The sequence below is a fragment of the Sorangiineae bacterium MSr12523 genome (assembly GCA_037157775.1).
Lineage (GTDB): Bacteria > Myxococcota_A > Polyangia > Polyangiales > Polyangiaceae > Pendulispora > Pendulispora brunnea.
On the sequence record CP089982.1, the window covers coordinates 6,284,374 to 6,299,759 of the forward strand.

The window sequence follows — 15,386 nt, forward strand, 5'->3', positions numbered from 1 at the left end:
GATAAGGCCGGGCCCATAATGAAACCAATCGATACTCATCATGTCCATCATCGATCATAATCATCTTGGTGGTCTCGACCTGAATCTGCTGGTCGCCTTCGATGCGCTCATCACCGAGCGACACGTCACGCGCGCGGCCAAGCGTCTCGGCATCGGGCAGTCGGCCATGAGCCACAACCTCGCCCGATTGCGCGACGTTTTCCGCGACGAGCTCTTCGTCCGTACCGAACGCGGCATGGAGGCGACGCCCCGCGCGCGCGCTCTCGCTGTCCACGTGAATGCCGCGCTCGCGGAGGTGCAAGCCTCGCTCAAGCCGGGCGGTGCGTTCGACCCGGCGACGGCGGAGCGCCAGTTTCGGATCGGCATCCGCGACGATCTCGAGGTTGCCCTCATTCCGCCGCTGCTCGCGCACATGCAACGTGCGGCACCGCGCGTGCGCGTCGAGGTGCATCAGCTCGATCCCGACCGGCTTCTCGAGATGATCGACGGCGATCGGCTCGATATGGCCATCGGCGTCTTCGCCCAAGGGCGCACCATCCACAAGCGGCGGCTGCTCTGCCGCAGCGACGGCTATCTGTGCCTCTTCTCGCGCGAGGTGCACGATCCGAGCAAACCGCTCTCCGTTGCGCGTTACGCCGCTCTTCCCCACGTGCGCGTCTCGTCGCGGGCGGAATGCGAGAATGCCATCGACGCGGCGCTGGCCAAGAAGCGCTACGAGCGCCGTGTCGTGCTCGATACGCCGCACGCGCTCGGCGTGCCGTTCGCGCTGCGGCAGCTTCACGCGATTGCCACGTTGCCGCGGCGTGCGGCATTGGTCAGCGCCGAAGCGCTCGGGCTCGGCACGGCGGAGGTGCCGCTCACGTTGAGCGGCTACGCGATCGCGATGCTGTGGCATGCCTCCTACGACCGGGACCCTGCACACCGCTGGTTGCACGACACGACGGCGCGCATCGCGGGCGAGCTCGCAGAGTGAGTGCTATGGTTCCGCTGAAAGCGATGAGTTCGACGGGGAACGAGAAGGGCATCGAAGCATTGGCCGAAGCATTGCGCGGGCGCCGCGTCGCCGTGTTGACGGGCGCCGGCGTGAGCACCGAATCGGGGATTCCCGATTACCGAAGTCCGGATTCGCTGGCGCGGGCGCGCCGCCCCATTCAAGGGCCCGAATTCGTCCGCTCCGCACCGCTGCGACGGCGCTATTGGGCGCGCGCGATGGTCGGCTGGGAGCATTTTCGATTGGCCCGGCCCGGCCGCGCGCACGTGGCGCTGGCACGGCTCGAGTCACACGGCGTCGTGAGCCGCGTCATCACGCAGAACGTGGACCGGCTGCACCGCGCCGCGGGAAGCCAGGGTGTCATCGAGCTGCACGGCGCCCTGGCCGAGGTCATTTGCCTCGACTGCGGAGGTCTCGAAGAACGCGACGCCCTGCAGGCGCGCATGCGGGCGCTCAACACCGGATGGCTCGACGGGCCCACCCCCATCGCCCCGGACGGCGATGCCGAGCTGCCGGACGAGATGGTCGCGCGCTTTCAAGTGCCCGACTGCCTCGCATGCGGCGGGGTGCTCAAGCCTCGGGTGGTGTTCTTCGGCCACAACGTGGAGCGACCCATCGTGGAACAGGCCTACGCCACCGTGGACGAGGCCGACGCCCTGCTCATCGCGGGAACCTCGCTCGCCGTGTTTTCCGGCTACCGCTTTCTCGTGCGCGCCGCAAACCGCGGCATCCCCATCGCCATCGTGAACCGCGGCCCCGTGCGCGGTGAAGAGCGCGCCATGCTGAAAATCGAGGCCAGCACGGGGGAAACTCTGGCCGCGCTCGAATCGGTGCTGGGCACCGCCGCGTAATCGATGCAAGCCGTCATCTTCGTCGGCATCCAGGCCTCGGGAAAGTCGACGTTCTTCCGCGAGCGCTTCGCCGACTCCCACGTCCGTATCAATCTGGACATGCTCCGCACGCGGCACCGCGAAGAGTTGCTCCTGCGGGCATGCATCGATGGGCAGCAGCGCTTCGTCGCCGACAACACGAACCCCACCATCGAGGAACGCAGCCGCTACATCACACCGGCCAAGCGGGCCGGCTTCCGCATCACCGGCTATTTTTTCTCCGCCCCCATCGCCGAAGCCCTTCGCCGCAACGCCACCCGCAACGCCGCCCAACGCATCCCCGATGTCGCCATCCGCGGCACCCGCAACCGCCTCGTCCTCCCCTCCTTCGCCGAAGGCTTCGACGAGTTGTTCTACGTCCTCCCTTCCCCCACCGGCGGCTTCCTCTTGGATGAAGTTCGCTAATCCCAAGAACCCCTACCATTCCAAATCTCGCCCTCGAAATTCCTGCTTCTCGTGTTCGTGACCGTTCCTCGTGTTCGTGTTCGTGTTCGTGTTCGTGACCGTTCCTCGTGTTCGTGTTCGTGTTCGTGTTCGTATTCGTGCACGCGCACGCGCTCGTGCACGAAGAGCAACCGGCCGAGTCCGCGGCGCCGATGGAGTAGCCATGAACGAGGAGACCCTCCCGCGACTCGACCGCGAGAACCTAGATGTTTACCGCCTCTGGTCGTTGGTATCGTAGCGATGTTGACGAAGATGTGCCGATGACCAGTCGCGTCTTCGTGCACGAGCGCGTGCGCGTGCACGAACACGATCACGTGCACGATCACGAGGAACGATCACGAGGAGCGGGACTTTCGAGGGCGGGATTTAGGATTTGGCCGGGTTGCAGCCGAGCAATAAGTTCAGCTTGCAATGTCTCCAGAAAGGGTTATGTAGGCGCCCCCCTTTCATTTGGAGACAGAGTAGTGAAGCTTCGTTCCATCTTGGTTGCACTCGTTCCCATGGCACTCGGTAGCGCGGCGTGTTCGGCGCCGGATGGCGCGGGGGGCGAAGAAGCACGCGTGGCGGCGGCGGCCCTTACGGAGGGATCTGCGAAGGAGTACGTGGATATCGCGCAGCATTTGACCGAGGCGGCGGATGTCGACGCGTGGTATGCGCTGGTTTCGAACCTGAAACGCAACTTCGATGATCTTTGCGGCGATACATTCTGTGAGGGCGAATTCAGCAACATTGAGTCGCTTCGCTACCGATGCTCGGTCGAAAAAGCTTCGGGAACGATGGGAACGTGCGTCTGGGTCTTTGGGGCCAGCAAGGAAGACGTCACGACATCGACAGGCAACGTGACGGTCGACACGCAGACGTGGCGCTGCAAGACACCGCTCGCCCCCAATACATCGGTGCACGATTTCCTGAGTGCGCTTTCCGGTACCCATCCGATCGATGCAAAACTGCCCGGTTCCACCCAATCGATTTACGACGGCCTGACGAATTGCCTGTAAGATCCCGCGTATGGATCTCAAGGGCACGCAGTTGGTCGGCCGGGGCTCGGCGAGTGCGATTCTCGAACCGGCGCACGTCGAAGGCATTCTCCACGAGGCGCTGACACCGCTTTCCCTCGACGGAAAACGAGTGCTCGTGGTCATCCCCGACGGCACCCGCACCGCGCCCATGCCCTTGCTGTTTCGGCTGTTGTGCGATGCCCTCACCCCGCGCACCCAGGCACTCGATTTCCTCATTGCGCTGGGCACGCACCCGCCCATGACCGAGCCGGCCATCGAGCGGCTCGTCGGTCTGTCGGCAGCCGAGCGTGCAAAGCGCTATCCGAACGTACGAATCTTCAATCATCGCTACGACGATCCCGAATCCCTACGCACGTTCGGGACCATCTCCGAGAAGGAGACGGAGGTTCTCACCGGCGGCCTTTTGAGTCGCGAGGTGCCCGTGCGCCTGAATCGGCTCATTGGCGACTACGACGACGTGATCCTCTGCGGCCCGGTGTTCCCGCACGAGGTGGCAGGCTTCTCTGGCGGGGCGAAATACCTCTTTCCCGGCGTCGCCGGGCCCGAAATCATCGACTTTTCGCATTGGCTCGGTGCCCTTTGCACCAGCATGGCCACCATCGGTGTTCGCGATACGCCGGTGCGGCGCGTGATCCATCGAGCGGCCGAGTTCATGCCGTGCGAGGTGCTCTGCCTGGCCATGGTGCTCGACGGCGATCGCTTGCACGGCGTTTGGTTCGGAGCGCACCAAGACGCATTCGTGGCGGCGTCGGAACTATCGCGCGAGCTCAATGTTCTGCGCGTGCCCAAGCCTTTCCGGCGCGTTCTCTCCATGCCCGCGGAGCGCTACGACGATTTGTGGACGGCGGCAAAAGCCGTTTACAAAACGGAGCCCGTGATCGCCGACGACGGTGAGGTCATCGTGTATGCACCGCACCTGACCGAAGTGTCCTTCACCCACGGCGAATGGATCGACCGCGTCGGATACCACGTGCGCGATTACTTCCTCGCGCAGTGGGATCGCTTTCGCGACATGCCCTGGGCCATCTTGGCGCACAGCACGCACGTGCGCGGCAGCGGCACCTACGATGCCGCGCGCAGCCTCGAGCTACCACGCATCCGTGTGACCTTGGCCACCGGCATTCCCGAAGAACGGTGCCGCCGCATCGGGCTCGGCTACCGCGATCCCAAGAGCGTCGACGTCGCCGAGTTCGCAGGTGATCCCGACGCGCTCGTCGTACGACACGCCGGCGAAAAGCTTTACCGCCTCGCGTAAAAATCCGGCGAGCGGTCGTCTCCGCGCAGCGAACGGTCACCGCTGCAGCAAGCGGCGAGCGACCTCGGCCGGTGGCGCGATCGATCCGTCGAATCGGCATCAGCCACTGCGCAAATCGCGTTATGGAGAAGTCCATGCAGAAACTGGGCATCTCGCTATTCGGTATTTCTCTCGCCATCGTCGGTTGCCAGGCGCACGACGCCACCACGCCCCCCGCGGCGACCAGCCCCACCGCCGCGCAGCCTCCGGTGCCGCAAGCCAAGCCCGCGCCGAAGGCACCGACGTTGCGCCTCGCCGAGACGATTCGCCCGACGTCCTACGACGTTGCGCTCGCGGTGGTGCCCACATCGCAACGCTTCGATGGGCACATCACCATCGCCATCGATCTGAGTGCGCCCTCCGACGTGGTCTGGCTCAATGCTGCAGGCCTCGAGGTGCGTTCGGCCACCGTCGATGGAGCGCCGGCGAACGTGCTGCCGGGCGGCGACGACTTCGTGGGCATCCAGCCGCAAAAGCCCCTCGCGGCGGGCAAAGCCACGTTGGTCCTCGACTATGCCGGCGAGATCTCGCGCAAGAGTTCCAACGGCCTTTTCTCGCAGAAGGAAGGCGAGAATTGGTACGTCTTCACGCACTTCGAGCCGCTCGATGCTCGCCGCGTTTTCCCCTGTTTCGACGAGCCCTCGTTCAAGGTGCCGTGGAAAATCCGCCTCAAGGTCAAACGCGATCACATGGCGCTGGCCAATACGCCCGCCGTGTCGGAAAAGGTCGAAGGCGATTACAAAGTCGTTCAATTCGCCGAAACCAAGCCGCTGCCCAGCTACTTGATTGCCTTGGGCGTCGGTCCTTTCGACGCGGTCGACGCCGGGCCGGCGGGAAAGAATCGCACGCCGGTGCGGGTCATCGTTCCGCACGGGCGGGGCGCCGAGGCGCGCTTCGCCAAAGAGGTATCGCCGCAGGTGCTCAACGAGCTCGAGGCCTACTTCGGTATCCCCTACCCTTACGAGAAGCTCGACGTCATCGACGTGCCGATGATCGGCGGCGCCATGGAGAACCCCGGGCTCATCACCTTCAGCCAGCGGCTCATTCTTTCGCCACCGAATCAGGAGACCACCCGCTTTCGCCGCGCATACACCGGCGTGGCGACGCACGAGTTCGCGCACCAATGGTTCGGCGACCTGGTGACCACCGCGTGGTGGGACGACATTTGGCTCAACGAGGCTTTTGCCACGTGGATGACCAGCTACATCCTCGAGAAGTGGAAGCCCGAGTGGAACGAGAAGTCCGATCGCGTACGCACCACGGCCCACGCCATGCGCGCCGACAGCTTGATCAGCGCGCGCAAGATTCGCCAGCCCATCGTCACCAAGGACGACGCGGCGAATGCCTTCGACGACATCACGTACCGCAAAGGCGCCGCGGTCATTCGCATGTTCGAAAGCTGGGTCGGGCCCGAAGTCTTCCGCACGGGCGTGAAGCGCTACCTCGCTCAGTACTCGCACAACGTGGCCACGGCCGATCAGTTCCTGGGCGCGGTGTTCCAGGGCGAGCAAGCACCGGTGGCCAAGGCGTTCGGCACCTTCCTCAATCAGCCGGGCGTGCCGCTGGTGAGCGCATCGCTGAAGTGCGACGCCGGTAGCCCGCCCAAGCTGGCCCTCTCGCAGGAGCGCTATCTGCCGCTCGGCTCCGAGGGAAGCGCGGATCAAAAGTGGCAAGTGCCGGTGTGCGCGAAGTACCCGGCTACGAAGAAGGGCGGCGGTGACGCGGTCGCGTGCACCTTGCTCACCGAATCGCGCGGGGAGCTCGCCCTTTCCGAGGCTACTTCGTGCCCGGCCTGGGCCAACGTCAATGCCGATGCGCGCGGCTATTACCAAGTGCGCTACGAGGGCGATCTGCTGCAAAAATTGCTCGCGGACGGCGCCAAGAAGAGCCTCACGGCACCGGAAAAGGTGTCGCTGCTCTACGATTTGGGCGCCCTCGTGCAGAACGGCAAGGTCTCCTACGCCGACGTGTTGGCGGCCGTTCCCAAGCTGGCCAACGATCCCTCGCGTTCCGTTGCTTTGGCAACCGTCGAGCTGGTCGCCGGCCTGCGAGACTCCGAGATGTTCCCCGCCGAGTTGCGCCCGGCGTATGCGCGCTTCATTCGCGAGACGTACGGCGTGCGCGCGGCCAAGTTGGGATTCGCCGCGCGACCTGGAGAGGACGACGAGACGCGTCTTTTGCGCCAGTCGCTGGTGAGCCTCGTGGCCGACCAAGGCGAGGATGCGACCCTGCGGGCGCAGGCGAAGAAGCTCACCGTGCGTTGGCTGGACGAGCGCAAGGGCATCGATGCGGACATGGTGGAGACGGTGCTCGGCATCGCCGCGAAGGCAGGCGATCGTGCGCTGTTCGACCGGGCATTGGCCGCCGCACGCAAGACGACCGATCGCCGCGAGCGCAATCAGATCCTCGCGGCCATCGGTCAATTCCGTGATCCGGACGTGGTGCGTGCGGCGCTGCCGCTCACTTTGTCGGAGGACTTCGATGCGCGCGAATCGTCGGCGTTGCTCTGGGGCGCGGTCGGTTCACCGGCCACGCGACAGCTCGCCTACGACTTCGTGAAGCAGAATTTCGATTCCCTGACGGCGCGGCTTCCGCGCGATGCGGGCGCGCACCTGGCGCGCATCGGCGGCGCATTCTGCGACGATGCGCACCGCGCCGACGTGGAGACCTTCTTCCGCGAGCGCTCGACACGCTACACGGGCGGGCCGCGCATTCTGGCGCAGACGGTGGAGTCGGTGAAGCTTTGCACCGCCTACCGCACCGTGCAGGCGCCGAACGTGACGAACTTCCTGCAGAAGCGAAAGCTCTGATCCATGCGGCCGTGGGGGGTTTTCACGCTGGGCACTGCCCTGCTGGGTGTGGCGGCGTGCACGACGCCGCCGCCGAGGGCCCCCTCCCGCGAGGGTGCGCTTTCGACGGAGCAATTCCGCAACTTGATGCAAACGGTGGCCGATGGATGGAACGAGGGCAACTCGCGCAAGTCGGCCAATTGTTTCTCCGAGGGCGCCATTTACATGGAGCCACCGGATGCGCAGTTCTACGAAGGGCGTGAATCGCTGTACGAGTTTTTCGGAGGCAAACAGCAACCACCTTCACCGGGACGCATGACCTGGCACCATGTGCTTTTCGACGAGGCCGCTCAAGTAGGCGCCGGCGAATATACGTACCAAGGGAATAGGCGCTACCACGGCATCGTGATGGTGCGCGTGCGCGCGGGAAAGATTGACCGCTGGCGCGAATACCAGCAACCTTCGACGTTGAACTGGACTGAATTTACCGGCAAGAGCCACTTTTAGACTCCCATGCAGCTCGTCGACCCCCCTCAATCGCCGATTCATTCCTGGAAGACCTTCGGCACCCAGTACCTCATGATCGTGGTCAGCATCCTCACGGCGCTGGGCTTCGAACAGGTGGTGATGAGCGTCCGCCGCAGCAACGGCGCCGAGGCCGCGCAGCGGGAGATCGAGGAAGAGTTACGGACGAACCTCAAGGACGTTCGGGCGAGCTTCCAGCACAATGCCGCAAGGATCAAAGCCTTGGAGGTTTGGGACGCGGAGGCACTGCGGGAGCTCACGTCCAGCGCCCCCAACCCGGCGAACCAACAGCGATTGATCGCGTCCGCCAAGGAAATCTGGTACCGCGAAGGCATTTGGACGCCCAACTTGCAGCGCGCCGCATGGGACGTCGCCATCGCCAATCAATCTGCAGGAAACATCCCCACGGCGACTCTGCGCAAATACGCGACCGCCTATACCTTTCAGCATGATGCGGCCCAGTACCTGGCGCTGAACTTCATGACGACCCTCGACGAGAGCCATGCCATCGACGTCCTCGCCGACATCGATGTGGGCAAGGCCGCGATGCAAGACGTCCTGCACATCACTCGACAGCTGAGCCACATCCTCAAGCAGACGCAGAATCAACTGCATCACATGGAGGAGGGGCTCGCAGCAGCTCTGCCGGGTGAATCCGCCTCCACCATAGCTCCGCCTCCCCCCAGCCCGGCGGCGGCTCGCTAGCAGACCTCTCCCCTAGTCGCGCACACACGCGCACGGGTCAGCACCGAACATCGCGGCCGCCTATGCAACAACTCGTTGCGTGCGCTACATTTAAGCAGAACCATATTCTAAAATGGCGCTTTTACATCCATCCCGCCCGATGGACGCCGAAGCTCAGTGAGGGGGTTCATGTCCGAATCAGTACGCCGTCGATCGCCAAGCGCCCATGCACCTGGCCGCGGCGAAACGGTGCTCACGGTCGACGTGGCGCGTTGGCCGATCGTCGTTTTGACCTATGCGGGCAAGCCATCGCTCGCGCAGCTTGCCGATCATCTTCGCGAGCTCGAGGAAAAGGTCCTCTCCCGCAAAGAGCGCTTCGTTCAAATCATCGACCAGACGCACGGTGAGGTGCCGGACGCCATGCAGCGCGCCCTCATCGCCGAGCACCAGGCCAAAATGGAGGACCTCTACGAGCAACACTGCGTCGGCGAGGTGTACGTCTGCACGCCCCGCATGCGCAGCGCCATGATCGCGGTCTTCTGGCGCGCCAAACCCCACTACTCCTACACCTTCGTGAACACCTTCGCCGAAGCCGCCCGCTGGGCACGCCAACGCTGGTACGAGGCGACCCGTCCGGCATCCGGTTGATCGCCTGAATTGGCTCGCTGTAGGGTGTCGCCATCATGGCACATGGCGTCCCGAAGACGTTCACGCTGGAAATCATCCCTGAGCGAGCCACGGACGTGCGCCGCGTGGTCGAGGTGCTCCAACACTCCACGTTGGAGGAGCTTCACATGCTCATTCAGCGCGAATTCAGGCTCGACAACGATCACCATTACAGCTTCTTCATGACCAACCGGGCATGGGACCACAAAGGTGAGTTTGGCTCCAACGCCGGAGATCCAACGCGCACTCAGTTGGCTTCGCTCAATTTGAAACCCGGGCGTCAGTTTCTCTATCTCTTCGACTTCGGTGACGAGCTTCGACACGCGATTACGGTGAAGGACACGGGCACGGTGGCATCCGATGTGGAGTATCCGCGGGTCGTCGAGTCGGCGGGCTGGCCGCCCCCTCAATACGAATCCGACGACGCTCCCGAGCTCGACGAAGATCTCGTGCCATTGGCCGAGGAGGTTGCGGAAGCAGCCAGCGAATTCGAAGGGGACGACGACGAAAACCCCGAAGACTTGGAGACCGCCGACGTTGGTCCACGAGATCTCGCCATCGTGCAGCGCGATGCCGCACTCGCGCGCCGCCTGATTGCGGCGCTCCAGGGCCGCGAGGATCAAATCATGGCCATCGCGCGCGAGTGCGAGGTCTTCGCTGACGAGTGGCTCGAGTCCGTGCCCTTCCAGCTGGCAGAACACGGCCTCATGGACGAGGCGGTGGAGCTCTCCACGATGCTCGCAGGTGTATTTCCCCAACGCGAGTATCTCCTGGGTGACCGTGCGCTCGTTCTCGCACGTGCCGGTCGGCGCGACGAAGCACGCCAACTGATGGCGGCCCTCCGCGCATCGCATCCGGACGACCTCGATGTCATGGACCAGGCCGCGGACGTGCTCGTCGCTCTCGGAGAAGATGCGGAGGCCGAAGCGCTGAGCCGGGAGGTTCGCGCGCGCGCCGAGGACACCTCCGATGGAGAGTCGATCGTCACCTCCACGGAACGGATCATCGACTTGCTCCGAAAGCGCGGCGAAGAGGGCGAAGCCCAAGAGCTCGAAGAGGAACTCGTAGAGCTCGTGGAGCACGGCATCCCGATCCGCGATGACGAAGATGACGAATTCGAAGAATCGCTCGATGCCGACGGGGGGATATTCGCCGAGCCGCCACCCCGCGAACCACTGCCGACGGGCCCCGATGGCGTCCTCCGCACGGGCCCCAAAGTCGGACGAAACGATCCGTGCCCGTGCGGAAGCGGAAAAAAGTACAAAAAGTGCTGCCTAGCTTAGTAGCGAGCTGGCGAGCTAAATCCCGTTCATCGTCTCGGCCATGAGCCAGTCGACGACGTGCTTTGCGTCCTTCGTCTTGTCGAACACTTCGATCTGGCGTTGGGCGCTGGAGCCGTTTTTGGCGATCTCCAGGATGCGCTCCATATGATCGTGCGTCTTGAAGATGTCCGTGGCCTCCGAGATCAGCTCCACCATCTCGGGGATAAGCTCGGAGAACGGACGCTCGGCCTGCTGGCCGAAGTCGATGAGCCGAGCACCGGTGCCGAAGCGCACCGCGCGCCATTTGTTCTCTTCGATCAAGCTGCGCGGGTAGCTACGCCAGGACGTGTTGCGCCGGTACATCAGGTAAAGCTTGGCCATCAGCGCCTGCACCAAGGCCGTGACGGCGATGGTGTCGCGCATGTTCGTCGGCATGTCGCAAATGCGAATCTCGACGGTGTCGTAAAGGTAGTGCGGACGAACGTCCCACCAGATCTTCTTGCCGTTGTCGATGCAACCGGTCTTGATCAAAAGATCGGTGAAGTTCTGCAGCTGCTGCGGGCTCTCGAACTCGTCCGGGATGCCCGTGCGCGGAAAGCGCCGGAAAATCTGCGACCGCGTGCTCAAAAGCCCCGTCTTGCGCCCGAGCCACAACGGCGACGAACACGTGAGGGCCAAAATGTGCGGCAGGAAATACCGCACCTGGTTGGCCAGCGCGATGGCCACCGATTTGTCCTTGATGCCGACGTGGATGTGCAGCCCGAAGATGAGGTTCTCGCGCGCCACGTCCTGCATGTCGTGCACGAGCGTGTGGTACCGATCGTTGTCGGTGATGTCTTGCACGCGCCAATCGCTGAACGGGTGCGTCGACGCCGCCACGATGCGCAGCCCGCCCTTTCGGGCCAATCGATCGAGCTCGCCGCGCATTTCGACGAGCTCGGACCGGACGGTGTTCACGTCGGGACAGACCGACGTGCCCACCTCCACCATCGATTGATGCATCTCCGTGCGTACCCGTTCGCGGAGCACGCTTTTGCCGTCTTCCAAGATGCGAGAGATGTAACTCCGGAGTTCACGCGTTTCCGGGTGAACGATTTGATATTCTTCTTCGACACCCAACGTAAACTGACCATCAATCATATGGTGCTACCCCCCGCCAATCAGGCTCGTGGGATCGGGTTTTCCAGGTACCTCTGATACGCGTGCACGGTCGGGTTCTTCCTGCCTTCGCGGGCGCATTCGATGGTGAAGCGCGCCATTTCGTCGACGACCTGGTGGAAGTACCGCGGGAGAATCGACCGAACGCACATATCGGGGGCGGGATTGGTAAAGTCGATGGCGTAAGGGACGCCATCCTTGCAGGCGAATTCCACGGAATTCATGTCGTAACCAAGCGCATTGTTGAGCGCCCAGCAGCCATCCAGGATTTTCTGCTCGAGGGCCTTGGGGAGGAAGTTCTCCGCCTCGATGTAGCAGCGGCGCCTCGGGTCGTACTTGATCGGCAAAATGAACTTTTTGCCAATGCACACACAGCGCACGTATTCGTCGAAATCGATGAACTCCTGCAGGGTCATCACGAGCTGGCCGCTCGCGTTGTAGTCGCGCAGCAATTCATCCATGTTGTTGACGCGCGACACGTTCTTCCAACCACCGCCGTCGGCCGGCTTCAAGATGGCGGGGAACTTCACGTAATCGGCGATGCTGTCCCAATCGAGGGGATATTCCAAATTGCGCAGCGACCGACTCGGGTCGATGTCGGGGATGTAGCTCTGCGAGGGCAGCATCACCGTGCGCGGGACGGTGACCCCGAGCTTGGCGGCCAACGAGTAGCCGAAGAATTTGTCATCCGCGCTCCACCAAAGTGGGTCGTTGATGACGTATGTACCTGCAAGCATCGCGGCCTTGAGGTGAAACCGATAATACGGCACCTGATGGCTCAGGCGGTCGACCAACACGGCGTACGGTGATTTGTATCGCTCGGAGGTTCCGCCGAACTTCGCATATTCCGCGCGAAATCCGGGTGTTTCGTTGACCTTTGCGATGAAGGCCGGAGGGAAAGTGTCCTCGTATCCGACGATGAGTCCAATGCGTTCTGTCACAGCTTTGCGACTTTACACCGACAGAAGCGGTGTGTGCCAGCGCGTCCATGGCGGGGAAACATCGGAAACCGATGCACATTGCTCGGCGTACCGATCCCGTGCGCACGGAAAAAAGCGGCGTGCACACATGGATCACCAAGAGACCCCTTTGCTCCCTTCTGATGAGGCACTCGCCGCCCTATCGTCTCGCGCCATGGGACTCGTACCGACCCGATTGGGGCTTTGCGTCATTCTTCCGTGGGTTGCGCTTGCGTGGACGGCGCTGGGGTGTGGCCCGTCGACATCGACCGCCGCACCTTCTTCGCCGCCCCCGAAGCCCGCCCCGGCGGAGGAGACGGCGGCGAAACCGCCCGAGGCACGCGTGGAGCGGCGTGCCGTTGTCATCTTCTCGCGCAAATCTGGCTCGAGCGTGACGACCTTCGCACCGGATGGCTCCATCGAGATGGCGTTCGAGTACCTCGACAACGGGCGTGGGCCGAAAGTGACCGGCCGGGCGCGCGTCGCGGCGGACGGAACCTTGGCGTCGCTCGATGCCAAGGGAACGCGCACTTTCGGGACGGCCATCGACGAGACGTTCGGCGTATCGGGAAAGCGTGCTCGCTGGAAGAGCACCGAGGAGCAGGGCGATACCGAGCTCGCCTCCCCCGCCTTCTACGTGCCCAACGCCGGGCTGCCGCAGATGACCGCGCTCCTCTATGCAGCGCTCCAGAAGAACGGCGGCAAGATCGCGCTTTTGCCCGACGGCGAAGCACGGCTTGCCCGCAGCGGGACATTCACGGCGCGCGCGCAGGGCAAGGAAAAGCGACTCGTGGCCTGGGAGATCACGGGACTGTATTACGCGCCCACCCGCCTTTGGACGGAGGAGGATGGCACGTACTTCGGCGAGGTCGACCCTGCGGTTTCCATCGTACCGGAGGGCTGGGAGGAGGCCATCGACCCTCTCGTCAAGGCGCAGAAGGAGTTCGAGAAGGCGCACGATCGCGATCTGGTCGCACGGCTCTCGCACAAGGGTCCGGCCGAAGGGGTCGTCTTCACGCATGCCCGGGTGCTGGACGTGGAACGAAAGCGATGGCTCGACGACCACGCGGTGACCGTGGTGGGCGGCAAGATCGTCGCCGTCGGACCGACCAAGAACACCAAGGTGCCGGAGGGCGCCGAGGTCATCGACGCCAAGGGCAAAGCGCTTCTTCCCGGGCTATGGGAAATGCACGCGCACCTCAGCGTCCATGACGGCGTGATGGGCATCGCGTCGGGGGTCACGACCGCGCGCGATCTCGGAAACGATCCGGACACGCTGGACGACTTCAAAAAGCGCTTCGACGAGGGGACCGCCATCGGGCCCCATATTCTCCGCTCCGGGTTCATCGAAGGGCGCGGCGAGAAGGCAGCGTCGTCGAAGATCACCGCGGAGACCCCGGATGAAGCGAAACGAGCCGTCGAGTTCTACGCGCAGCGCCACTACGAAGGAATCAAGATCTACAATTCGGTGAAGCCGGAGTTGGTGCCTCTTCTGGCGAAACTGGCGCACGAGAAGAAGATGCGCGTGAGCGGCCACGTGCCCGTGCACATGCGCGCGGAGGAGGTCGTGCGCGCTGGCTACGACGAGATTCAGCACATCAACATGCTGTTTCTGAACTTCTTCGTCGACAAGGATACCGACACGCGCACCCCGCTCCGTTTCATCTTGGTCGCGGAGAAGGCACCGGGACTCGACCTGCAATCGAAGCCCGTCAAAGACTTTCTAAAGCTTCTCGTCGAGAAGAAAACGGTCGTCGACCCCACGGTTTTTGCGTTCTGGGATCTGTTTACCGGCCGCCCCGGACGTGTGACCGAGGGGCTCGAGCCCATGGTGGCGCGTTTGCCGGTGCAGGTCCGGCGCGAGTTCCTCACCGGCGGCCTCGCCGTGACCGGGGAAAAGGATGCACTCTACAAGGAAGCGTACGGCAAGCTGCTTCAGATGGTGAAAGCGCTCTACGACGCGAAGATCCCCATCGTCGCGGGCACCGACAGCGATCATTTCGGGTTGGCCCTGCACCAGGAGCTCGCGCTCTACGTGCGCGCGGGCATTCCCGCAGCCGACGTGCTGCAGCTCGCGACCTTGGGCGCGGCGAAGGTCATGCACCTCGAGAAAACGAGCGGCTCCGTGGCACCGGGAAAGGACGCCGACTTTTTCCTGGTCGAGGGCGATCCTTTGGCCCGCATCGAGGACCTTCGCCATGTGAGCACCACGGTGCGAAGCGGCGTCGTTTATGCGTCGGCACCGCTCTACGAGACGGTGGGCGTCAAGCCTTGACGTCCCCCGATGCGTAGCGCCAGGCGCCGTTCTCTTTGACGAATTGGGACCGCTCGGTGAAGGAGCGGTCCTGCCCTCGCTCGAAGATGCGCGCATGGAAGAGGACCTCGCCCCGCTCGTCCGATGCCGACGTTTCGCGGATTTCGAGTCCCATGAAGCGTTGCTTCTCGCGAGCCCGCGAGAGCTCGCGGGCCAATGCTTCATGCGGCACCGCGCGATCCGGATGGTCGGCCGCCAAGGTCTCCACCAAATACGCGCCCAGGCCGAGCGCAAAGGCGGCATAGCGTGACCGCATGAGCGCCTCGGGCGTCGGCGCCTGCGACGCCCCCGTGTGAAAAGGCTCGCAGCACGCGCTGTATCGGGCACCCGAGTGGCACGGGCAATCACGGGGTCGCATCTTCGACTTCATCGGCTCATGCGGATTCATACC

The 15,386-nt window shown here is 63.6% G+C and carries 14 protein-coding genes; 11 read left to right on the top strand and 3 right to left on the bottom strand.

The features are described from left to right. Positions 1–40: 40 nt before the first annotated feature. The 10 genes from LZC95_24225 (at position 41) to LZC95_24270 (ending at position 10,585) form a co-directional block, all read left to right on the top strand. Positions 41–973 (top strand): LysR family transcriptional regulator, encoded by a 933-nt coding sequence (locus tag LZC95_24225; GenBank protein WXA99909.1) that lies wholly within the window; start codon positions 41–43, stop codon positions 971–973. A gap of 23 nt (positions 974–996) precedes the next feature. Further along, positions 997–1,842 (top strand): NAD-dependent protein deacetylase, encoded by an 846-nt coding sequence (locus tag LZC95_24230; GenBank protein ID WXA99910.1) that lies wholly within the window; start codon positions 997–999, stop codon positions 1,840–1,842. Between the two features lie 3 nt (positions 1,843–1,845). After that, the gene (locus LZC95_24235) at positions 1,846–2,286 is read left to right on the top strand and encodes an AAA family ATPase (GenBank protein WXA99911.1); all 441 of its coding nucleotides are present in this window, start codon (positions 1,846–1,848) and stop codon (positions 2,284–2,286) included. Between the two features lie 503 nt (positions 2,287–2,789). Then, the gene (locus LZC95_24240; GenBank protein ID WXA99912.1) at positions 2,790–3,323 is read left to right on the top strand and encodes a hypothetical protein; all 534 of its coding nucleotides are present in this window, start codon (positions 2,790–2,792) and stop codon (positions 3,321–3,323) included. A 10-nt stretch (positions 3,324–3,333) separates the two neighbouring features. Beyond that, positions 3,334–4,599, top strand: coding sequence for a lactate racemase domain-containing protein (locus LZC95_24245; GenBank protein ID WXA99913.1), 1,266 nt, complete (start codon positions 3,334–3,336; stop codon positions 4,597–4,599). A 134-nt stretch (positions 4,600–4,733) separates the two neighbouring features. Beyond that, positions 4,734–7,448 carry a M1 family metallopeptidase gene (locus LZC95_24250; protein ID WXA99914.1) on the top strand — a complete coding sequence of 905 codons (2,715 nt, stop codon included), beginning with the start codon at positions 4,734–4,736 and terminating at the stop codon, positions 7,446–7,448. 3 nt (positions 7,449–7,451) lie between these two features. Continuing rightward, the gene (locus LZC95_24255) at positions 7,452–7,934 is read left to right on the top strand and encodes a nuclear transport factor 2 family protein (protein WXA99915.1); all 483 of its coding nucleotides are present in this window, start codon (positions 7,452–7,454) and stop codon (positions 7,932–7,934) included. Between the two features lie 6 nt (positions 7,935–7,940). Then, a complete protein-coding gene (locus LZC95_24260; protein WXA99916.1) occupies positions 7,941–8,657 on the top strand; it encodes a hypothetical protein in 717 nt (238 codons plus the stop codon). 168 nt (positions 8,658–8,825) lie between these two features. After that, complete coding sequence (locus LZC95_24265) at positions 8,826–9,284, top strand: hypothetical protein (GenBank protein ID WXA99917.1); 459 nt, start codon at positions 8,826–8,828, stop codon at positions 9,282–9,284. 35 nt (positions 9,285–9,319) lie between these two features. Then, a complete protein-coding gene (locus tag LZC95_24270; protein ID WXA99918.1) occupies positions 9,320–10,585 on the top strand; it encodes an SEC-C domain-containing protein in 1,266 nt (421 codons plus the stop codon). A 15-nt stretch (positions 10,586–10,600) separates the two neighbouring features. On the opposite strand, the gene LZC95_24275 is transcribed toward LZC95_24270, so the two are convergent. Further along, positions 10,601–11,704: a carboxylate-amine ligase gene (locus LZC95_24275; protein WXA99919.1), complete on the bottom strand. Its 1,104-nt coding sequence runs from the start codon at positions 11,702–11,704 to the stop codon at positions 10,601–10,603. A 20-nt stretch (positions 11,705–11,724) separates the two neighbouring features. Next, positions 11,725–12,663: a hypothetical protein gene (locus LZC95_24280; GenBank protein WXA99920.1), complete on the bottom strand. Its 939-nt coding sequence runs from the start codon at positions 12,661–12,663 to the stop codon at positions 11,725–11,727. Between the two features lie 193 nt (positions 12,664–12,856). On the opposite strand from LZC95_24280, the gene LZC95_24285 reads away from it, so the two are divergent. Next, positions 12,857–14,956: an amidohydrolase family protein gene (locus LZC95_24285; protein WXA99921.1), complete on the top strand. Its 2,100-nt coding sequence runs from the start codon at positions 12,857–12,859 to the stop codon at positions 14,954–14,956. Here the strand turns inward: LZC95_24285 and LZC95_24290 are convergent. Further along, the gene (locus LZC95_24290) at positions 14,946–15,365 is read right to left on the bottom strand and encodes a hypothetical protein (GenBank protein ID WXA99922.1); all 420 of its coding nucleotides are present in this window, start codon (positions 15,363–15,365) and stop codon (positions 14,946–14,948) included. The two genes, LZC95_24285 and LZC95_24290, sit on opposite strands and share 11 nt — an antisense overlap. Between the last annotated feature and the right edge of the window lie 21 nt (positions 15,366–15,386).

Excerpts from the sequence above, each read along its gene's own strand:
- LZC95_24225 (WXA99909.1), top strand. The coding sequence starts at position 41 with ATGTCCATCATCGATCATAATCATCTTGGTGGTCTCGACCTGAATCTG.
- LZC95_24230 (WXA99910.1), top strand. The coding sequence starts at position 997 with ATGAGTTCGACGGGGAACGAGAAGGGCATCGAAGCATTGGCCGAAGCA.
- LZC95_24235 (WXA99911.1), top strand. The coding sequence starts at position 1,846 with ATGCAAGCCGTCATCTTCGTCGGCATCCAGGCCTCGGGAAAGTCGACG.
- LZC95_24245 (WXA99913.1), top strand. The coding sequence starts at position 3,334 with ATGGATCTCAAGGGCACGCAGTTGGTCGGCCGGGGCTCGGCGAGTGCG.
- LZC95_24250 (WXA99914.1), top strand. The coding sequence starts at position 4,734 with ATGCAGAAACTGGGCATCTCGCTATTCGGTATTTCTCTCGCCATCGTC.
- LZC95_24255 (WXA99915.1), top strand. The coding sequence starts at position 7,452 with ATGCGGCCGTGGGGGGTTTTCACGCTGGGCACTGCCCTGCTGGGTGTG.
- LZC95_24260 (WXA99916.1), top strand. The coding sequence starts at position 7,941 with ATGCAGCTCGTCGACCCCCCTCAATCGCCGATTCATTCCTGGAAGACC.
- LZC95_24265 (WXA99917.1), top strand. The coding sequence starts at position 8,826 with ATGTCCGAATCAGTACGCCGTCGATCGCCAAGCGCCCATGCACCTGGC.
- LZC95_24270 (WXA99918.1), top strand. The coding sequence starts at position 9,320 with ATGGCACATGGCGTCCCGAAGACGTTCACGCTGGAAATCATCCCTGAG.
- LZC95_24275 (WXA99919.1), bottom strand. The coding sequence starts at position 11,704 with ATGATTGATGGTCAGTTTACGTTGGGTGTCGAAGAAGAATATCAAATC.
- LZC95_24285 (WXA99921.1), top strand. The coding sequence starts at position 12,857 with ATGGGACTCGTACCGACCCGATTGGGGCTTTGCGTCATTCTTCCGTGG.
- LZC95_24290 (WXA99922.1), bottom strand. The coding sequence starts at position 15,365 with ATGAAGTCGAAGATGCGACCCCGTGATTGCCCGTGCCACTCGGGTGCC.